14 protein-coding genes are annotated in these 20,576 nt (G+C 72.3%); 7 read left to right on the top strand and 7 right to left on the bottom strand.

Going from position 1 to position 20,576, the window contains the following annotated elements:
* Positions 1-7 precede the first annotated feature (7 nt).
* Both rnhA and B5F84_RS02670 read left to right on the top strand, forming a co-directional pair.
* Positions 8-484: a ribonuclease HI gene (gene rnhA, locus B5F84_RS02665; protein ID WP_087320498.1), complete on the top strand. Its 477-nt coding sequence runs from the start codon at positions 8-10 to the stop codon at positions 482-484.
* 507 nt (positions 485-991) lie between these two features.
* Positions 992-1,924: a zinc dependent phospholipase C family protein gene (locus B5F84_RS02670; RefSeq protein ID WP_087320386.1), complete on the top strand. Its 933-nt coding sequence runs from the start codon at positions 992-994 to the stop codon at positions 1,922-1,924.
* A 38-nt stretch (positions 1,925-1,962) separates the two neighbouring features.
* Here the strand turns inward: B5F84_RS02670 and B5F84_RS02675 are convergent, their stop codons facing one another.
* From B5F84_RS02675 to gltB, 3 genes are read right to left on the bottom strand one after another with little or no spacing between them, the layout of a single operon-like run.
* Positions 1,963-2,145 carry a hypothetical protein gene (locus B5F84_RS02675; RefSeq protein WP_087320388.1) on the bottom strand — a complete coding sequence of 61 codons (183 nt, stop codon included), beginning with the start codon at positions 2,143-2,145 and terminating at the stop codon, positions 1,963-1,965.
* 2 nt (positions 2,146-2,147) lie between these two features.
* Positions 2,148-3,620, bottom strand: a complete 1,473-nt coding sequence (locus B5F84_RS02680) for a glutamate synthase subunit beta (protein ID WP_087320390.1) — start codon at positions 3,618-3,620, stop codon at positions 2,148-2,150.
* A 1-nt stretch (position 3,621) separates the two neighbouring features.
* Positions 3,622-8,247 (bottom strand): glutamate synthase large subunit, encoded by a 4,626-nt coding sequence (gene gltB / locus B5F84_RS02685; RefSeq protein WP_087320392.1) that lies wholly within the window; start codon positions 8,245-8,247, stop codon positions 3,622-3,624.
* A 251-nt stretch (positions 8,248-8,498) separates the two neighbouring features.
* Here gltB and B5F84_RS02690 point away from each other — a divergent pair, with 251 nt between their 5' ends.
* Entirely contained in the window at positions 8,499-9,500 is a 1,002-nt protein-coding gene (locus tag B5F84_RS02690; protein WP_087320394.1) for a membrane dipeptidase, read from the top strand.
* Between the two features lie 600 nt (positions 9,501-10,100).
* On the opposite strand, the gene B5F84_RS02695 is transcribed toward B5F84_RS02690, so the two are convergent.
* From B5F84_RS02695 to B5F84_RS02710, 4 genes are read right to left on the bottom strand one after another with little or no spacing between them, the layout of a single operon-like run.
* On the bottom strand, positions 10,101-10,640 hold the full coding sequence (locus B5F84_RS02695) for an ECF transporter S component (RefSeq protein ID WP_087320396.1): 540 nt from the start codon (positions 10,638-10,640) through the stop codon (positions 10,101-10,103).
* Complete coding sequence (locus B5F84_RS02700; RefSeq protein WP_143786034.1) at positions 10,637-11,368, bottom strand: energy-coupling factor transporter transmembrane protein EcfT; 732 nt, start codon at positions 11,366-11,368, stop codon at positions 10,637-10,639. The genes B5F84_RS02695 and B5F84_RS02700 overlap by 4 nt, the downstream gene beginning before the upstream one ends.
* Entirely contained in the window at positions 11,365-12,243 is an 879-nt protein-coding gene (locus B5F84_RS02705) for an ATP-binding cassette domain-containing protein (protein WP_087320402.1), read from the bottom strand. The genes B5F84_RS02700 and B5F84_RS02705 overlap by 4 nt, the downstream gene beginning before the upstream one ends.
* A complete protein-coding gene (locus tag B5F84_RS02710; RefSeq protein WP_087320404.1) occupies positions 12,234-13,058 on the bottom strand; it encodes an ATP-binding cassette domain-containing protein in 825 nt (274 codons plus the stop codon). The genes B5F84_RS02705 and B5F84_RS02710 overlap by 10 nt, the downstream gene beginning before the upstream one ends.
* A 143-nt stretch (positions 13,059-13,201) precedes the next feature.
* Here B5F84_RS02710 and B5F84_RS02715 point away from each other — a divergent pair, with 143 nt between their 5' ends.
* From B5F84_RS02715 to B5F84_RS02730, 4 genes are all read left to right on the top strand, one after another.
* Positions 13,202-14,008, top strand: a complete 807-nt coding sequence (locus B5F84_RS02715) for an FAD binding domain-containing protein (protein WP_087320407.1) — start codon at positions 13,202-13,204, stop codon at positions 14,006-14,008.
* The gene (locus B5F84_RS02720; RefSeq protein WP_204205481.1) at positions 14,002-16,794 is read left to right on the top strand and encodes a molybdopterin cofactor-binding domain-containing protein; all 2,793 of its coding nucleotides are present in this window, start codon (positions 14,002-14,004) and stop codon (positions 16,792-16,794) included. The genes B5F84_RS02715 and B5F84_RS02720 overlap by 7 nt, the downstream gene beginning before the upstream one ends.
* Before the next feature lie 283 nt (positions 16,795-17,077).
* The gene (locus B5F84_RS02725; RefSeq protein ID WP_087320408.1) at positions 17,078-18,805 is read left to right on the top strand and encodes an ABC transporter ATP-binding protein; all 1,728 of its coding nucleotides are present in this window, start codon (positions 17,078-17,080) and stop codon (positions 18,803-18,805) included.
* Positions 18,802-20,568, top strand: a complete 1,767-nt coding sequence (locus tag B5F84_RS02730; RefSeq protein WP_087320410.1) for an ABC transporter ATP-binding protein — start codon at positions 18,802-18,804, stop codon at positions 20,566-20,568. The genes B5F84_RS02725 and B5F84_RS02730 overlap by 4 nt, the downstream gene beginning before the upstream one ends.
* The last annotated feature ends 8 nt before the right edge of the window (positions 20,569-20,576 follow it).

Raw genomic sequence — 20,576 nt, forward strand, 5'->3', positions numbered from 1 at the left:
GGGAAGGATGCGGGTCGAGGCCTGGTCGGACGGCTCCTCGCGCGGCAACCCGGGGCCCGGGGGCTTTGGCACGGTGCTGCGCTACGTGGGCCCCGACGGGCGCGCGCACGAGCGCGAGATCTTCGCGGGCTACCGCCGCACCACCAACAACCGCATGGAGCTCATGGGGGCGATCGCCGCGCTGGAGGCGCTGCGGCGCCCGTGCTCGGTGACCATGACGACGGACTCGCAGTACGTGTGCAACGCCTTCAACCAGCACTGGATCGCCGGCTGGGAGCGCCGCGGGTGGAAGACCGCGAGCAAGCAGCCCGTCAAGAACGTCGACCTCTGGAAGCGGCTCATCGCGGCCGCCGCGCCCCACGACGTGACGTGGGTCTGGGTGAAGGGGCACGCGGGCCACGCCGAGAACGAGCGCTGCGACGCGCTCGCCACGGCGGCCGCCGACGGCACGGACCTGCTCGAGGACGCGGGCTTCGAGGGGTAGCGACCGCGGCGCGGGCGGGACGCCGGCCCCGATGCGCGCTCCGGCGCTGACGCAAGCTCGCTCAAAGTCACGCTCTGCGGCCGCAAGGCGTGACTTTGAGCGAGCTTTCTTCGTTCTTCTCGGCGCAACTCACTCAAAGTCACGGAATCGATGCCGTAAGCGCGACTTTGAGTGAGCTGCGCTCGTTCTTCTCGCTTTAGCTCACTGAAAGTCACAGAATCGGCGCTTGAACCGTGACTTTCAGCGAGTTGCGCCAGCGCGCCCGACAGCTCGACACTGTTCGAGAAAACTCACTCAAAGTCACGTTTACGGTGCTGATTCCGTGACTTTGAGTGAGCTCTGCTCTTTCTTCTCGCTTTAACTCACTCAAAGTCACGCTTGAGGCGGGGTTTCCGTGACTTTGAGTGAGCTACGCCACGCTGAGCGCCCCGGCCCGCGCCCGGGCGGCGAGAAGGACGTGCGATGCGCTACCCTAGGAGTGACACGCCGACCGCACAGGGAGGGACCATGCCCGCACTCATCACGCACCACATCTTCGGCGAGGACGTCGTCGGGACGCTTCCCGCCGGCATGGTCGACACCGAGGAGGAGCTCCTCGCGTTCCTGCTGGGCAACCAGGGCCCGGACCCGCTCTTCGCCCGCGTCTCCGCGCTCCCCGCCACGGGCCGCGCGTGCCGGCGGCTCGCGGGCAAGATCCAGGGCGAGCTCACCACGCGCGCCTTCATGGCGGTGCGCGACGGGGTGAGCCACCTCCCCGTCCCCGACGAGCGCGTGGGCCGCGCCTTCTCCTTCGGGCTCCTCGCGCACTTCGCGCTCGACTGCACCGCGCACCCCTTTGTCATCGGCCAGGTGCGCGCCCTGGCCGAGGCGGACCCCTCCCTCGCGCCGGCGCGCCGCGAGGTCCACGCCCTCGTCGAGTCCGACCTCGACAGCTGGATCTTGTGGGAGAAGCGCCGCGCCACGGTCCGCGAGCGGCCCGCCGCGTCAAACCTCATGCGCACCGAGCGCGTTGAGCGCGTCGCCGGGGCGCTCTTCTCGCAGATGGCGCTCTCGGTCTACGGCATCGCCATCGGCGCGGGCGAGTACGCGGGCGCCGTCCGGGACTACGAGCTCGTCTACCGCGCCGTCGACCCGGCCGGCTCGGTGCGTGCGCGGGCCCTCGGCGCGGCCGAGCGCCTTGTGCGCGGCAGGTCGTTCGCGCAGGCCCTCGCCCACTACGTGCGCCGCGACGGGGAGTGCCCCGCCGCCAACCTGGAGCGCCGCGCCTGGCGGGACCCCTTCACGGGCACGGTGCGCCACGAGAGCTTCGCCGACCTCTTCGACGAGGCCACGCTCCTCTACCCCCGGCTCGCCGAGGCCTTTGCCCGCGGGGACGAGAAGCGCCTGCGCGCGCTCGTGGCCGGGCGCAACTACGGAGGCCGCCCCGGCATGGACGCCTAGCCGGCCGACACGCGGTGCCGCGCGCCGGCCGGCGCGCCTCAGACCCACACGAGCGCCGGGGGCGACGGCTCCTGCCCGTCACCGGGCTCCTCGGGCGGCGGCTCGGGCGTGCCCCACGACGCGACCTCCTCGAGCCAGGGGCGCCGTACCTCCTCCGGAAGCGGCTCGAAGGGCCGCACGGACCCGTCGACCACCCAGACGATGTCGCCGACGTCGCACATGGCTAGAGCCCGAGCTCGGCCGCAACCTCGTCTGCGCAGGACAGCGCGTCGGCCATGGCGCTCACCACGAGCGAGGCGCCCATGCGCGCGTCGCCCGCCACGAAGACGGGGCGCTCCCCCGCGGCGCGGGCGCGATGGGACCCGGGCTGGGCGGGCGCGGGCAGGCCCCGCTCCCCCGCCTCGACGCCCAGGGCGGAGAGCACCTCGGCGCGCGGCCCCGTGAAGCCGCAGGCCACGAGCACGAGCTGGGCCGGGATCTCCCGCTCGCTGCCCGCCACGCGCTCAGGCCGGCCGCCCGACCAGTCGAGGTCGGCCACGACGAGGCCGCGGACGGCGCCCGCGCCGTCGAGAAGAACCTCGAGCGTGTCGACCGCCCACGCCCGGCACTCCCCGCCCATGAGGTCGAGGGCCTCCTCCTGGCCGTAGCCCGTGCGGAGCGTGTCGGGCCACTCGGGCCAGCGCCCCTGGCCGCACCCGGGCTCGGGCGGGCGCGGCATGAACTCGAGCTGCGTCACGCTGCGCGCCCCCTGGCGCACGGCCGTGCCGAGGCAGTCGTTGCCCGTGTCGCCGCCGCCCACGACAACGACGTCGCGGCCCGCGGCGGTGAGCGCCGGCCCCGTGCCGTCGAGGAGCGCGCGGGTGGCGTCGGTGAGGTAGTCCACGGCCCAGGCCACGCCGCCCGCGGCAAGGCCCTCCTCGAAGCCGGCGGCGGAGAGCCCGCGCGGCGCGCCCGCGCCCGCGGCGAGCACCACGACATCGTGCTCCGCCCGCAGCGAGTCCGCCACGCCCTGCGCGCAGACGTCGGTCCCCAGGCAGAACTCGATCCCCAGCTCCTCCATGAGCCTGACGCGGCGGGCGACCACCTCCTTGGGGAGCTTCATGTTGGGGATGCCGTAGGTGAGGAGGCCCCCCGCACGGTCGGCGCGGTCGACCACCGTCACGCGCGCGCCGCGCCGGGCGAGCTCCCAGGCGGCCACGAGGCCCGCCGGGCCCGACCCCACCACGGCCACCGAGGGCGCGTCGGCGCGCGCGGGCGAGAAGCGCCGCGGGCCGCCGTGGGCCCACTCCCAGTCCGAGATCGCGCGCTCGTTGTCGTGGATGGTCTCGGGCTCGCCGTGGCAGCCAAGGTTGCAGGCCGCCTCGCAGGGCGCCGGGCACACGCGGCTCGTGAACTCGGGCATGGGCGACGTGAGCGCGAGGCGCGCGGCGGCCTCCCGCCAGAGCCCGCGGTAGACGAGGTCGTTCCACTCCGGAATGAGGTTGTGGAGCGGGCAGCCCGAGGGGCGCGCCCCGCCAAAGGAGATTCCCGCCTGGCACGTGGCGACGCCGCACTTCATGCAGCGGCTCGCCTGCTCGCGGCGCGCCCGCTCGCCAAGGCCCTTGGTGAGCTCGTCGAAGTCGCGCACGCGCTCGTCAACGCGCCGCAGGTCGCGGGCCTTGCGGTCCACGGTGAGAAACGCTCCGGTCCTTCCCATGCTAGCCCTCCCTCATGACGTCGAACGCGTGCTGGAGCGCGGCCTCGTGGCTCGCGCCGCCGCGCTCGGCCTCCTCGACGAGCGCCTGGACGCGCCCGTACTCGCGCGGGACCACCTTCACGAAGCGGTCGCTCACGGACTCGAACAGATACAGCAGCTTGATGCCGCGCGGGCTCGCCGTGCGCCGCACGTGCTCCTCCACGAGCGAGCGCACGAGGGCAAGGTCCTTCTCGCCCGGGCGCTCGAGGTCGACGAGCTCCTGGTTGCAGCGGTCGGCGAGGGTCCCCAGCCGGTCGTAGACAAAGGCCACCCCGCCCGACATGCCCGCCGCGAAGTTGGGGCCCACCTCGCCCAGGACCACCACGACGCCGCCCGTCATGTACTCGCAGCCGTGGGCGCCCACGCCCTCCACCACCACGGTGGCGCCGGAGTTGCGCACGCAGAAGCGCTGGCCCGCGAGGCCGTTCACAAAGCCCCGGCCGCCCGTGGCGCCGTAGAAGGCCACGTTGCCCACGATGACGTTCTCGTCGAACTTGTAGGTTGCACCCTGTGCCGGCCGCACGGACAGCACGCCGCCCGAGAGCCCCTTGCCAAAGTAGTCGTTGGCGTCGCCGGAGACGTTCAGCGTGACGCCCGCCGGCAGGAACGCGCCGAAGCTCTGGCCGGCCGACCCCGCGCAGTCCACGGTGATCGACCCCTCGGGCAGGCCCTCCGGGTGCTGGCGCGTGACCTCGCTGCCAAGGAGCGTCCCCACGCAGCGGTTGACGTTGGCGATGTCGGCGCGCAGGCGGATGGGCGTCAGGTGCGCGCGGGCCGAGGCGGTGTAGGGCACGAGGAGCGTGGCGTCGAGCGTGCGGCCGAGCTCCAGGTCAGGCGCCATCTCGGGGAGCGCGTGCGGGGCGTCCGCGCCGGGGATGGCGCGGCCGAACTCGCAGCTACCGGGGGCGAGCAGGTCGGAGAGGTCGAGGAGGTTGGCCCTCCAGTTGGCCTTCCCCTCCACGGGGACCTGGCGCAGGCAGTCGGCGCGCCCCACCATCTCCCCCACCGTCCGGAACCCCAGCTGCGCCATGACCTCGCGCAGGTCCTCGGCCACGAAGCGCATGAAGTTCTCGACGTGCTCGGGCGCGCCCGAGAAGCGCGAGCGAAGCCGGCAGTCCTGCGTGGCGATGCCCGCCGGGCAGGTGTCGCGCTGGCAGTCGCGCTGCATGAGGCAGCCCATGGCCACGAGCGGCATCGTGGCAAAGCCGAACTCCTCGGCGCCGAGAAGCGCGGCGATCGCCACGTCGCGCCCGCTCATGAGCTTGCCGTCGGTCTCCAGGACCACGCGGCTGCGGAGGCCGTTTCGCAGAAGCGTCTGCTGCGTCTCCGCCAGGCCGATCTCAAAGGGGATGCCGGCGTGGTAGATGGAGTCGCGCGGCGCGGCGCCCGTGCCGCCGTTGTGCCCGGAGACGAGGATCTTGTCGGCCCCTCCCTTGGCCACGCCCGTGGCGATGGTGCCCACGCCGGCGAGGGCGCAGAGCTTCACGGACACGCGGGCGCGGGGGTTCGCGCACTTGAGGTCAAAGATGAGCTCGGCCAGGTCCTCGATCGAGTAGATGTCGTGGTGCGGCGGCGGCGAGATGAGCCCCACGCCCGGCGTGGACTGGCGCACCTCCGCGATCCAGGGGTAGACCTTCTTGCCGGGCAGGTGGCCGCCCTCGCCGGGCTTGGCGCCCTGGGCCATCTTGATCTGGATCTCGTCGGCCGAGACGAGGTAGCGGCTCGTGACGCCAAAGCGGCCGGAGGCCACCTGCTTGATTGCCGAGCGGCGGGAGTCGCCGCTGGGAAGCGGCGTCTCACGAGCCGGGTCCTCGCCGCCCTCGCCGGTGTTGGAGCGGCCGTGCAGGCGGTTCATCGCGATGGCCAGGCACTCGTGGGCCTCCCGCGAGATGGAGCCGTAGCTCATGGCGCCGGTGTTGAAGCGGCGCACGATGCTCTCGACGGGCTCCACCTCCTCCAGCGGCACGGGCGCGCCGGCGGGCGAGAAGCCCATGAGGTCGCGCAGGGTGACGGCACGGCCGGGGCGGTGGACCCAGGCGGCGTACTCCTTGAAGAGGCCGTAGTCCCCCTCGCGGCAGGCGCGCTGCAGGAGGTAGATGGCCTTGGGGTCGATGAGGTGCTCCTCGCCCGCGGGCCGCCAGGTGGCAAGGCCGAGCGTGGGGAGCTGGTCGGGGGCGCGCGACGCGGCCACGGCGCGGGCCTCGGCGCGGCGCTCGGCGAGCGCGCGCTGGAGGTCGTCCTCGGTGAGGCCGCCCACGCGCGTGGCGGTGTGCGAGAAGTTCTTCTCGACGAGCTCCTCGGAGAGGCCCAAGATCTCGAAGATCTGCGCGGAGTGGTAGCCCTGCATGGTGGAGATGCCCATCTTGGACATGATGGAGACGATCCCGGCCGTGAGGGCGCGGTCGTAGTTGGCGAGGGCGCACTCGGGGTCGAGGGCGAGCTCGCCGCGCGCGCAGAGGTCCCGGATGCAGTCGTGGGCGAGGTAGGGGTTGATGCCGGAGGCCGAGTAGCCCACAAGACAGGCGAGGTCGTGCGGGCTCAGGGCGTCGCCCGTCTCCACGACGAGGTCGGCCCGGGTGCGCACCCCGCAGCGGATGAGGTGGTTGTGCACGCGGCCAAGGGCCAGAAGCGAAGGGACGCTCTCCTCGCCGGCGCCCGCGCGGTCGGAGATCACGACGATGTTGGCACCGGCGCGCACGGCCTCCTCGGCCTCACGGGCGATCTTCTTAAGCGCGTGGGAGAGGGCGTGCGGGCCGCCCTCGGACGGGTAGGTCGCCCGCACGCGGGCCACCGAGAAGCCCGCCCGGTCGATGGCGCAGAGGCGCCGGAGGTCGTCGTCGGAAAGGACCGGACCCGGCAGCCGCACGAGACGGCAGGCGTCGCGGCTGTCCTCGAGGAGGTTGCCGTGGTTGCCGAGGTAGAGCGTGGTGCTCGTGACGACCTCCTCGCGCAGGGCGTCGATGGGCGGGTTGGTGACCTGCGCGAAGAGCTGGTGGAAGTAGTCGAAGAAGGAGCGCGGGCGCGCGGAGAGGCACGCGAGCGGCGCGTCGGTGCCCATGGAGGCCAGAGGCGCCGAGCCCCGCTCCGCCATGGGCCGCACGACCTCGTCGACCTCGTCGTAGTGCCACCCCATCCCCGCCGCCCTCGCGACAAACGCGGCGGGGTCGGGCGCCGGGACGGCGGGCGTCGGGGCCGCGGGCGCCTCCGCCCCCGCGGCCGGCAGCGGCAGCTCCGCCACGTCCACGGCCTCCTCGCGCAGCCAGTCCGCATAGGGCTTCTCGGCCGCCAGCCGGTCCCTGATCTCGTCGTTGCCCACCACGCGACCGTGCGCCGTGTCCACCTCGAGCATCTCCCCGGGGCCGAGGCACCCCGTGCGAAGGATGTTCTCGGGCTCCACGTCAATGGCGCCCACCTCCGAGGAGAGGATGAGGCGGTCGTCGCGCGTCACGTAGTAGCGCGCGGGGCGCAGGCCGTTTCTGTCGAGCGCGGCGCCCAGCGTGCGCCCGTCGGTGAAGACCACCGCCGCGGGCCCGTCCCAGGGCTCCATGAGCATGGACTGGTAGGCGTCGTAGGCGCGGCGCCTCTCGCTGAGCGCGGGGTTCTTGTCCCACGGCTCCGGCATCATGAGCGAGACCGCGCGGTCAAGCGGGCGGCCGTTCATGACGAGGAACTCAAGCACGTTGTCCAGAATCGCGGAGTCCGAGCCCTCGCGGTTGATGATCGGCATCACGCGCTCGAGGTCCGAGCCCAGAACCGGCGAGTAGAGCCCCGGCTCGCGGGCGCGGATCCAGCTCACGTTGCCGCGCAGGGTGTTGATCTCGCCGTTGTGGATGAGGTAGCGGTTGGGGTGCGCGCGCTCCCAGGAGGGCGTGGTGTTGGTGGAGTAGCGCGAGTGCACGAGCGCCAGCGCCGTCTCCACCGCGGCGTCGTTCAGGTCCAGGTAGAAGCGGCGCATCTGGGTGGCCACGAGCATGCCCTTGTAGACGATGGTGCGGCTGGACATGCTGCACACGTAGAAGATCTTGCCCTCGAGCGCGGGCTCGGCGTCGGCCGCGCGCTCGATGGTGCGCCGGGTGACGTAGAGCCGGCGCTCGAAGTCCTGACCGCGGGCGACGTCCTCCGGACGGCGCAGAAACGCCTGGTAGATGGCCGGCATGCACGCGCGCGCCGTGGAGCCCAGGTCGTGCGGGTCCACCGGCACCGCGCGCCAGAACATGAGCGGCACGCCGCACTCGGCGCAGCCCCGCTCAAAGACCTGCCGCGCCGCGGCGAGCCCGGCCGCGTCGTCGTGCGGCAGGAAGAGCATCGCGACGCCGTAGTCGCCCTCGTCGGGCAGGAGCTGCCCCTCCTTCTGGGCCTCCTTGCGGAAGAAGCGGTGAGGCACCTGGAAGAGCACGCCCGCGCCGTCGCCGGTGTTCTTCTCGAGGCCCTTGCCCCCGCGGTGCTCCAGGTTCACGAGCACGGAGAGCGCGTCGTCGAGCGTGCGGTGGCTTCGATGCCCGTGCAGGTGGGCAATGGCGCCGATGCCGCAGGCGTCGTGCTCGTACTCGGGCCGGTAGAGGCCGCGCGGTCGCTGGTTCTGGCTCATGGGACTCCCCTCTTTTCGTGGCTCACCGGCGAGTCTACGAGCCCCTTCCCGCCGGCGAGAAAAACGAGACCAAAACGCTACGCGCTCGCCACCTGCGCGTTGCAGGACCGCCACGTGCCGGAAGCGTTCCCGCAACGGGCGGGAAACGTTCCCACATGAGAGCGCTGGCCGGCGGCGCGGGAAGGCCCGCCCAACTGCTAGACTCCCGTACAGGAACCACCCGCCAACCGCCGCGCACACCAGGGGGACCCATGACGCTTCCTGTCTTTGACCTGCACTGCGACACCGCCGACCGCCTCGCGTGGCAGTCGCTCCCCCAGGACCTGCGCGCGGCGTGCGGGCAGGACTTCTACGGCCCCGGCGACGAGACCGACCCCGAGGCCTGCCGCGACCTCGCGCGCAACCGCTGCCACCTCTCGCTCGAGCAGGTCGGCGCGACGCCCTGGGCGCAGTGCCTCGCCTGCTTCGTGCCCGACGAGCTCTCCCCCGAGCAGGCCGTCCGCTTCTACGAGCACGTCTCCTCCCACATCACCCGCGAGGTCGGGAAGAACCCGGGCGCGGTGACCCTCGCGCACGGGGCCGCCGACGTGGCGCCCGCCCTCGCCAGGGGCGGGTTCGTCGCCGTGCGCACCATAGAGAACGCCCGGCTCTTTGCCGCTGACCTGGGGCTCGTTGCGCGCCTCGCGGAGGAGGGGCTCGTCATGGCGTCCCTCAGCTGGAACGCCTGCGGCCCCCTCGCGAGCGGGCACGACACCCACGCCGGCCTCACCGACCTCGGCGCGCAGGCGCTCCGGGAGATGGAGCGGGCGGGGGTGACCCTTGACGTCTCCCATCTCAACGACGAGTCCCTGGAGGACGTCCTCGCGCGCTCGCGGCGCCCGCTCGTGGCAAGCCACTCAAACGCGCGCGCCGTCTGCGACCACCCGCGCAACCTCACGGACCGGCAGTTCCTCGAGATCAGGGACCGCGGGGGCCTCGTGGGCCTCAACTTCTGCCCGGCCTTTCTCGCAAAGGAGCCGGGCCAGGTCGGCTTTGACGAGGTCGCGGCGCACATCGAGCACTGGCTCGACCTCGGCGGCGAGGACGTCGTCGCCCTGGGGAGCGACTACGACGGCACCGACGTCCCGCCCTTCCTCGACGGCGCCGCGACCATGCCCGCCTTTCAGCGCCTCCTCACCGACCGCTTTGGCGAGGACCTCTGCGCCAGGATCTGCGCGGGCAACGCCCTCGCGTTCTTCGCTCGGCAGGGCTAGCGCCGGGCGAGAAGAACCGCGCGCCGACGGCTCGGAGCAAAAGCTCACTCGAAGTCACGCTTTTCTCGCCCGGGGCGTGAGTTTCTGTGAGCTGCGTGCGCAAGCTCACGCAAAGTCACGTTTTCTCGCCCGGGGCGTGAGTTTCTGCGAGCTGCGTGCGCAAGCTCACCCGAAGTCACGATTTTCTCGCTCGAAGCGTGATCTTCTGTGAGTTGCGAGCGAAAACTCGCTCAAAGTCACGCTCTGCTTGCCGAAGCGTGAGTTTCTGTGAGTCGCGAGAGAAAGCTCATGCAAAGTCACGTTTTTCTCGCTCGAAGCGTGATCTTCTGTGAGTCGCGAGAGAAAGCTCATCCGAAGTCACGCTCTGCTTGCCGAAGCGTGAGTTTCTGTGAGCTGAGAGAGAGCTCACTCAAACTCACGCCCCGGCGGCGCAAAGCGTGAGTTTCTGTGAGCTGCAAAAGATAACTCGCGCAAAGTCACGTTGCGGCAACGTCGCGCGCGAGAAGAACCGCGGCACGCCGCCTCTCCCGTGCGCAAGAAAGCGGCCCGGCCCCGCACGGCGGCGGGACCGGGCCGTCTCGGCGTCATCTCAGCCGGCCGCTACGCGGCGTCGGGGTAGCGCGGCGGAACGAGCCCCGCGCGCTCGAGCGAGACCACGATCGGCACCACCACCGCGAGCTGGAGCACGATCCCCGTGATCCCCGTCACGAAGGAGGCGGTCAGCCACACGGGCAGGGAGTAGGAGCCCGCGGAGAAAACGAGCGCCTGGAGCAGGCCGTTTGCCACGCGCCCCGCGAGCATCGCGCCCACGAGCGAGACGTAGAGGTCCACGCTCTCGCGCCCGGTGCGCACCACGCGGGCAAGCAGCCCGGACACGAGCCCGTAGACAAGAAGCTCGCAGGTCATGGCCGGCAGGATCGGCGCGGCGGGCATGCCCGTGAGCACGCTCGAGAGCACCGGCGCGAGGACCCCGGTGGCCGCGCCCGCCGCCGGGCCCGCCACGAGACCGGAGATCATCACGGGGATGTGCATGGGCAGCCACGTGGCGCCCGCGTTGGGAATGGAGTGGAAGGCCATCGGCAGCACGATGCCGAGCGCGGCGCACACCGCGGCAATGACGACTCTCTTGACCTGGCTCATGGGCGTGTCTCCTTCTCTCCCGCCCGCGCGGCCCCGCGCGGCGGGGACAGCCGGTACCCGCGCGCCTCCATGGCGACGGACAGCTCGTCCGCCCGGCGCATTGCGGATACGAAGATGGGTACGAGCAGCCGCACATAACTGACGGCACGTCGCATAATACCACGCGACGCGACGGCACCGCACCTGAGCGCCTGGGCGCGCATGAGCTGGTGGCTCTCCCTGAGGAGCGTGGGCACAAACTGCACCGTAACCCCCACGGCGAGCGCCGCCGCGTCCACGGGCGCCCCGACCCGCGCGAGCGGCGAGAGGAGCGCGCGCACGCCGTCGACGAGCTCCTGGGGACGGGTCGTCGCGGTGAGGAGCGACCCCAGCACCACGACGAGCAGCGTGCGCGCGACCACGCGGCCTCCCTGGGCGAGGCCCGCCACGGTGAGGTGGAGGGGGCCCAGCGCAAGGAGCGGGTCGACCTCGCTGAAGAGCAGCGCGTTGAGCGCGAGCACCAGGGCGAGGAACCACCGCATCCCCCAGGCGGCCCGACCGGCGGCGCGCCAGCCCACGCGCGAGGCGGCAACGAGCGCGGCCACCCCCGCCGCGACGACGCCGAGCTCGACGGGCGTCGAGGCGAGGACCACGAGCGCCACGCACGCGACAAGCCCGCAGAGCTTGGGCGCGGCGGGCATCCGGTGAAGCGGCGAGTCCGCCCAGACGTATCCCGCGGGCGCCCTCACGAGCGGCCCCCGGAGACGACCCCGCGGGAGCCCCCGGCGCCGAGGGCGCGGCAGACGGCCTCGGCGAGCTCGTCGGCCGTGAGCGGGGACCCCGTGACCGAAAGGCCGGCGCGGGCGAGCGCGGAGGCCGCGCGGGCGGCGCAGGCGGGCTCGAGGCCGTGGGCGCGCATGAGCGGCGCGTCCCCCAGAAGCTCGCGCACGGGGCCGTCGAGCGTCACGCGCCCGCCCTCGAGCGCGACGACGCGGTCGGCCACGGCCGCGAGGGCGTTGGCGTCGTGGCTCGCCATGACAACGGTCGCGCCCGCCGCGCCGGCCGCGCGCACCGCCTCGAGGCAGGCCGCGCGGGCGCGCGGGTCGAGCCCGGCCGTGGGCTCGTCGAGCAGCAGCAGCCGCGGCCCGAGGGCGAGCACCGAGGCAATGGCCACGCGCCGCCGCTCGCCGCCGGAGAGCGAGAAGGGCGAGCGGCCCGCGAGCCCGTCCAGGGAGAGCCCCATGAGCGCGAGGGCGCGCGCCGAGCGCGCGCGGGCCTCGTCGGGGGCCACGCCCCGCGCGAGGAGCCCGAAGGAGACCTCGCGCTCGACGGTGGGCTCGAAGAACTGGCGCTCGGGCAGCTGGAAGACGAGCCCCACCGACGCGGCGAGCGCGCGGGCGCCGGGCCCGCGCAGGGCGTCCCGGCCGTCGACGAGAAGGCGGCCCGCGTCCGGGCGGAGCGCGCCGGCCATGACCTCGAGAAGCGTTGACTTCCCCGAGCCCGTCCTCCCCATGAGGCCCGTGACACCGGGCCCCACCTCGAGCGTGACGTCGTCGAGCGCACGGTTCCTCTCGCCGCGGGCGCCCTCGAAGGAGAGGGCCACGCCCTCAAGCCTCAGCCGCACAGCGCGCTCACCAGCCCCTCCACCGTGACCGGCGCGGGACCGGACGCCGCGCCGCGGGCGACGAGCCCCTCCCAGACCCTCGCCGCGAGGGGCGGCTCGAGCCCGGCCCTCTCGAGCAGGGCCCGGTCGGAGAGCAGCTCCTCGGGGCGGCCCACCGCCAGGACCTCCCCCGCGGCCATGACCGCCACGCGGTCGGCGCGGGCGGCGAGCTCCATGTCGTGCGTGATCCAGACGACGGTGGTGCCGCGCCGCGCGCGGGCGAGAAGGACCGCGCGGACGAGCTCGTCTCTGCCCTGCGGGTCGATCATGGAGGTCGCCTCGTCGAGGACGAGGACGTCCGGGTCCGCCGCGAGGGCGCCCGCAAGGGCCACGCGCTGCTGCTGGCCTCCGGAGAGCGCGTGGACGTCGCGGCGCTCGAAGCCGGAGAGGCCCACCGCGGCGAGCGCGCGGGAGGCGGCGGCGCGGGCCTCGTCGGGGGTGGCGCCGAAGTTGCGCGGCGCAAAGGCGACGTCCTCGGCCGCCACGGACGAGACGAACTGGTTCTCGGGGCTCTGGAAGACCATCCCGCAGGCGCGGCGGAGCTCCCAGGCGCGGCGCGGGTCGGAGGCGTCGATGCCCGCCACGCGGAGCTCCCCTCGCTGGAGCGGGACGAGCGCGTTCAGGTGGCGCGCGAGGGTCGTCTTGCCGGAGCCGTTCTCGCCGACCACGGCCAAGAACTCGCCCGCCTCCGCGCGGAGCGTGACCCCGCGCAGGTCCGGGCGCCCGGGCACGTACGCGTGCGACACCCCGCGCGCCTCGACGGTCCCCTCCGGCATCTTCCCTCCCCTCTTTGTTGACGTAGCGTCGTTTATTGTAGCGGCTCGGCGCGCCAGCAGGGGCGACGAGCCGCCCCCGGCACGTCAGCGCCCCATAGCTGCGGTAAACTGAAAGGGACACCGACGACCCCAGAGGAGGACACGTGCTCAGGTTCCAGAAGTACGTCTGCCCCGAGACCCCACGGGAGGCCTACGACCTCCTGCGGGAGGACCGGCTCGCCACCGTCGTGGGCGGCATGATGTGGCTGCGCCTCGCCGACCGCACCGCGCCGCTCGGCATCGACCTCTCCCGCTGTGGGCTCGACCGCATCGAGGAGACCGAGGACGCCTTCCGCATCGGCGCCATGGTGACCCTCGGCCAGCTCGAGCGCCACGAGGCCTTCAGCGCGGCCACGGGCGGCGTCTTCGCCGAGGCGGTCCGCGACATCGTGGGCACCCAGTTCCGCAACCTCGCCACCGTCGGCGGCTCGGTCTTCTCGCGCATGGGCTTCTCGGACGTGGTCTGCGCGCTGCTCGCCCTGGACACCGAGGTCGAGCTCGTGGGGGCCGGCACGATGCCCATCATCCCCTTCGTCGAGCGCGGAGCCGGGCGCGACGTCCTCACCCACGTCGTCGTGCGCAAGCACGCCTACCGTGCGGCCTTCGCCTCCGTGCGCAACGCCGCCACGGACTTCTCCGCGCTCAACGTCGCGGCCGCCTGCTGGCGCGGCTCCTGGCACGTCACCGTTGGCGCGCGCCCCAAGAAGGCGCAGCTGCTCACCGGCGGCGAGCGCACCCCGCTGCGCGAGCGCTTCTCGCCCGCCGAGCTCGACGCCGTCTGCGCGTTCGCCGAGAGCCTCGACTTTGGCTCCGACCTGCGCGCGACCGCCGAGTGGCGTCGTTCGGTGACCCCCGCCCTCATCCGCCGTGCCATCGAGGCCGCGTCCGCCAAGGAGGCCGCCGCATGCTAGTCACCCTCACCCTCAACGGGCGCCGCCTCGCCGAGGACGTCCGCCCCGACATGACCCTCTTCGACTTCTGCCGCGCCCACGGCGCGAAGTCCGTGAAGTGCGCCTGCGAGACCTCCAACTGCGGCCTGTGCTCGGTGCTCCTGGACGGCGAGCCCGTGCTCTCCTGCTCCGTCCTCATGGCGCGCGTGGACGGCCGCGAGGTCACCACCCTCGAGGGCATGGGCGCGGAGCGCGAGCTGCTCGCCCGCTGCCTCGCCGAGGAGGGCGCCGAGCAGTGCGGCTTCTGCGCGCCGGGCATGGAGGTCGCGGTGCTCGCGCTCGACCGCGCCCACCCGGACGCCGACGACGAGACCATCCGCCGCTACCTCTCCGGCAACCTCTGCCGGTGCTCGGGCTACGCGGGCCAGATGCGCGCGATCCGCCGCTTCCTCGCGCGCCACGAAAACGGCGGCGAGCTGCCGCCCCGCGAGGTGCCCGCCGACGCCACCACGGAGTCGGGCGAGAAGCACCGCGAGATCGCGCGCCCCGTGGCCAAGAAGGACTCCGAGGCCCTGCTCGCCGGCAGGCCCGTCTACACCGCCGACCTCGCGCCCGAGGACGCGCTCGTGGTGAGGCTCGTGCGCTCCAAGCACGCCAACGCCCTCGTGACCGCCGTCGACGCCGAGGCGGCGCGCGCCATCCCCGGCGTCGTGGCCGTCTTTGGGCCGGACGACGTGCCGCACCACCGCTTCACGCTGGCCGGGCAGTCCTTCCCCGAGCCGAGCCCCTACGACACGGTCCTTCTCGACAGGCACGTGCGCTACGTGGGCGACGAGGTGGCGATCGTCGTGGCCGAGACCGCCGAGGCGGCCGACGCGGCCGTGCGCGCCGTGAAGGTGTCCTACGAGGTGCTCCCCGCCGTGATCTCCATGGACCACGCCCTCGACGCCGAGGTCGTGGTCCACGACGAGGACGACTGGACCCCCGGCGGCGACAAGTCCGGCGACCCCAGCCGCAACCTCGTGGCGCACGGCGAGCGCGTCCACGGGGACCTCGACGCCGCCTTTGCCGCCTCCGACGTGGTGATCGAGCGCACCTACCGCACCCAGGCCACCGAGCAGGCCATGATGGAGACGTTCCGCTCCTTTGCCTACACCGACGCCTTCGGCCGCGTGACCGTGGTGAGCTCCACCCAGGTGCCCTTCCACATCCGCCGCCAGGTGGCCACGGCGCTGGGCCTGCCCAAGCACCAGGTGCGCGTCATCAAGCCGCGCGTGGGCGGCGGCTTTGGCGCCAAGCAGAGCGGCTGCAACGAGGCCTTCGCCGCCTTTGCCGCGATGAGGACCGGGCGGCCGTGCGTGTGCACCTACACGCGCGAGGAGACCATGTGCTGCTCCAACACGCGCCACGAGATGCGCCTCACGGTGCGCGTGGGCGCGCGGCGCGATGGCACGATTGAGGCCATCGACCTCTCCGTTCTCTCCAACGCCGGCGCCTACGGCTACCACGCCACCACCACGGTGACGCTCGCCGGCGGCAAGGCGCTGCCCATCTACAACCACGCCGTGGCGAGCCGCTTCTCCTACGACGTGGTCTACACCAACACCACGCCGGGCGGCGCCTACCGCGGCTACGGCGCCACGCAGGGCTGCTTTGCCGTGGAGTCCGCGGTGAACGAGCTTGCCGACGAGCTTGGCATGGACCCGTGCGAGCTGCGCCTCAAGAACCTCGTGAAGCCCGGCGAGACCCTCTGGCAGCTGAACGACGAGCACCTCTACAGCTGCCGCCTCGACGAGTGCCTCGGGCGCGCGATGGACCTGGTGGGCTGGCGCGACCGGCCGCTTTGCGAGGACCTCGGCGACCGGGTGCGCGGCCTGGGCGTGGCCCTCACCATGCAGGGCTCCGGCATCGCGATGGTGGACATCGCCAACGTGGACATCCGCCTGGAGGACGACGGCTTCTACGTGCTCTCCATCGGCGCCACCGACGTGGGCACCGGCGCGGACACGATCCTTGCCCAGATGGCGGCCGAGGCGCTGGGCTGCGGCGTGGACCGCATCGTCACCAAGGGCGTGGACACCGACACCTCCCCCTTCGACACCGGCGCCTACGCCTCCTCCGGCACCTACACCACGGGCGGCGCCGTCGTGCGCGCGGCCGAGGACCTCATCCGGCAGATCCGCGAGCAGGCGGCGCGCGTGTGGGGCGTGACGGCCGACGACGTGGAGTTCGACGGCGAGTCCATACGCTGCGTGGGCACGGACGGCGCCGAGCAGGAGATGACGGTCGCGGCGCTCGCCAACAGGCTCATCGGCTTTGGCCTCAACCCCGGCATGCTCGAGGGCCACGGCACCAACGCCCAGCCCACCTCGCCCCCGCCCTACATGGCCGGCATCGCCGAGGTCGAGGTCGACAAGGCCACGGGCCTCGTGCGCGTGACCGACTACGCGGCCGTCGTGGACTGCGGCACCGTCATCAACCCGGCGCTCGCGCGCGTGCAGGCCGAGGGCGGCATCGCCCAGGGCATCGGCATGGCGCTCACCGAGGACGTCTCCCGCGACGAGAAGGGGCGCCTGCGCACCGGGTCGTTCATGACCTACAAGCTGCCCTGCCGCCTGGACGTGCCCGAGCCGCGCGTGGAGTTCATGCCGAGCTTCGAGCCCACGGGGCCCTTCGGCGCCAAGTCCATCGGCGAGGTCGTCATCAACACGCCGTCGCCCGCCATCATGAGCGCCGTGGCCCACGCGACGGGCCGCTACGTGCGCGCGCTGCCCATCACGCCGAGCAAGGTCCTTCTCGGCGAGTAGGCGCCGCGGGGCGCGGGCGGATACGCAACCTGGGATTGTCGGACATCCCCGTCTACGCATGCTCTGGACCATGCGTAGACGGGGATTTCCCGTCATTTTGCGCGCTTTTCGGCAGCCACGTATCCGATGGTTCAACTTATATGACGCGCAAACGGCGATGTCCGGAAACGGTAAGCTACGCATGTCCGGAGGGTAAGGCCACTCCCTGCGGAGGGGGCGAGAAGGACCTCGGCGCGGGCGGCGCGCTAGAATTGTGCGGGTTTACGTTCTTCTCGGAGGCTGCATGTTCAAGCTCAGGCGCTACCTCGCGGGACACTACGCAGAGTGCGTGCTCGCCCCGCTGTTCAAGATGCTGGAGGCGCTGCTCCAGCTCCTCGTTCCGCTTGTCATGGCGCAGGTCATCGACGTGGGCATCGCGAACCGCGACGCATCGTACGTGCTCGCCCACGGCGCACTGCTCGTGCTCATGGGCGTCTTTGCCTGGACGGTCGCCGTCACGGCGCAGTACTTCTGCTCCAAGCTTGCCTCGGCCTTCGGGACCGCGCTGCGCGATGACCTCTTCGCGCACGTCCTCACGCTCTCGCGCGAGGACGTCGAGCGGCTGGGGCGCGCGACCCTCGTCACGCGCATCACCAACGACTCGCAGCAGGTCCAGGACGGGCTCAACATGTTCTTCAGGCTCATCCTGCGCTCGCCCTTCGTGACCTTTGGCACCGTGGTGGCGGCGTTTCTGGTGGACGGGCCGGAGGGCGCGGCGCTGCTTGCCGCCGTGCTGGTCTCGGGGGCGCTCATCATGGGGTTCATGCGCGTCACCACCGGGCGGTACCGCTCGATTCAGCAGGGCCTCGACGAGGTGCTCCTGCGCACCACGGAAAGCCTCGAGGGCGTCCGGGTGCTGCGGGCGTTTCGGCGCGAGGCGGACGAGCGGGGGCGCTTTGCGGAGGTCGCCGGGACCGTGCGCGACCGGCAGGTCTCGACGGGCTACCTCTCCGGCCTTGTGAACCCGCTCACCTACGTCACCATCAACTGCGGCCTCATCGCGCTGCTCTGGGTGGGCGGGCTCCAGGTGAACGTGGGCAACCTCACGCAGGGCCAGCTCGTCGCGCTGGTGAGCTACGTGAGCCAGGCGCTCGTCGAGCTCCTCAAGCTGACCAACCTCATCGTGCTGCTCTCCAAGGCGTCGGCCTGCGCGCGGCGCCTGAACGAGGTCTTTGAGACGCGGCCGTCGCTCTCCGACGGCGCGGGCGAGGCCGGGCTCCCGGCGGGCGCTCCCGCGCTGGCCTTCGACGACGTGAGCTTCACCTATCCCGACGGGGCGGGGCGCGCGCTCTCCCACGTGAGCTTCTCCCTGGCGGCGGGCGGGACGCTCGGCGTGATCGGCGGCACGGGCTCGGGCAAGTCCACGCTCGCGAGCCTGGCGATGCGCTTCTACGACGCGAGCGCGGGCACGGTCCGCGTGGGGGGAGAAGACGTTCGCGGCCTCACGCGGAAGAGCCTCAGGCGCGTCGTCTCGCTCGTGGAGCAGGGGGCGACGCTCTTCTCGGGCACCGTCGGGTCAAACCTGCGCTGGGGGGACCCGGAGGCGGACGAGGCGGCCCTCGCGGGCGCGCTCGCCACGGCGCAGGCCGCGGGAGTCGTCGAGGGGAAGGGCGGCCTCGAGGCCGAGGTCGAGCAGTTCGGGCGCAACTTCTCCGGGGGCCAGCGACAGCGGCTCGCCATAGCGCGGACGCTCGCGCGGCGGCCGGGCGTCCTCATCCTTGACGACGCGTCCTCGGCGCTCGACTTTGCCACGGACGCCGCGCTGCGGCGCGCCATCCGTCACGACTGCGCGGGGACGGCCGTCGTCACGATTTCGCAGCGCGTCGCCGCCGTCCGCCACGCCGACCAGATCCTCGTTCTTGACGGAGGGCGCCAGGTGGGGCTGGGCACCCATGAGGAGCTGCTCGAGGGGTGCCCGGTCTATCGGGAGATCTGCGAGTCGCAGCTCACGGCCGAGGAGGTGGCGCGATGAGGGGCTTGCGCGGGAAGGCCGCGGTGAGCGGGGACGCGACGGTCCGGCGCATTGCCGGGCTCTTCTCGGGGCGGACGGGCAGCGTGCTCGCGGCGGGGCTCCTTGCCGTGGCCGTCGTGGTGGGCACGCTCTTGCTCCCGGTGCTCTCGGGGCGCGCGGTCGACTGCGTCGTGGGGCCGGGGCAGGTGGACTTCTCGGGGCTGTTCCGCGCGCTCGCCCTGATTGCGTGCGCGCTCGGGGCGACGGCGGCCTGCCAGTGGGCGCTCACCGCCGTGACCAACCGGCTCGCCTTTGGCGCGGTCCTGAGCCTGCGCTGCCGGGCGTTCGACCACCTCCAGGAGCTCCCCCTCTCCTACCTTGACTCCCACGGGCACGGCGACCTGGCGAGCCGCATCGTCACGGACGCCGACCAGCTCACCAACGGCCTGCTCATGGCCTTCCAGCAGCTGCCCGTGGGTATCCTCACGATCGTGGTCACGCTCGTCTTCATGTTCGTGCTGAACCCCGCCATCGCGGCCGTGGTGGCGCTGCTCACGCCCATCTCCATCTTCACCGCGCGGTTCATCGCCGCGCACAGCGCGAGGCACTTCTCCGGCCAGACGCGCCTGCGCGGCGAGCTCACCGCCTACGTCGAGGAGATGGTGGGCGGGATCTCCGCCGTCGAGACCTTCCAGGTGCAGGAGGCCGTTCGGGAGCGGTTTGCCCGCACGGACGCGGAGCTGGGGCAGGAGAGCTTCAAGGCGGTCTTCTTCTCGTCCCTCGTGAACCCCACCACGCGCTTTGCCAACGCGCTCGTATACGCCGCGATCGGCATCTTTGGGGCGTTCGTGGCCATGGCGGGCGGAATCACGGTGGGCGGGCTCTCGGCGTTCCTCGGCTACGCGGACCAGTACGCCAAGCCCTTCAACGACATCTCCGGCGTGGCCACGGAGCTGCAGAACTCCGTGGCGTGCGCGCGGCGGCTCTTCGAGCTCATCGACGAGCCGGCCGAGGAGCCGGACGCGGCGGACGCCGCCGTGCTGGCCGAGCCGCGCGGCGAGGTGCGACTGGACCACGTGGCCTTTGGGTACGAGCCCGGTCGTCCGGTGCTGCGCGACGTCGACCTTGCGGTGCGTCCCGGCCAGCGCATCGCGCTCGTAGGCGAGACGGGCTGCGGAAAGACGACGCTCATCAACCTCATCATGCGCTTCTACGACGTGAGCGGGGGCGCCGTGATGGTGGACGGCCGCGACGTCCGATCCTGGACTCGCGAGAGCCTGCGCGGCGCATGGGGCATGGTCCTGCAGGACTCGTGGGTGCGGAGGGCCACCGTCCGCGAAAACGTGGGCATGGGGCGCCCCGACGCCACGCTCGAGGAGGTGCGCGCCGCATGCCGCGAGGCCTATGCGGACGACTTCGTCATGCGGCTGCCGCAGGGCTATGACACCGTTCTCGACGGCTCCGCCTCGCTCTCCGCGGGGCAGCTGCAGCTCCTGTGCATCGCACGCGTGATGCTCGCGCGTCCGAGCATGCTCATCCTCGACGAGGCCACGTCCAACATCGACACCCGCACCGAGCTCCTGGTACAGCGGGCGCTCGCGCGGCTCATGGAGGGCCGGACGAGCTTCGTCGTGGCGCACCGCCTCTCCACCGTACGTGACGCGGACCTCATCTGCGTCATAGCCGACGGCGTGATCGCCGAGCGCGGGACGCACGAGGAGCTGCTTGCCGCGGGAGGCCGTTACCGGCGCATCTACGAGGCGCAGTTCGCTCCGACGGAGTAGGCAGTGAG

This window comes from Olsenella sp. An290, from assembly GCF_002159535.1.
Taxonomy (GTDB): Bacteria; Actinomycetota; Coriobacteriia; order Coriobacteriales; family Atopobiaceae; genus Thermophilibacter.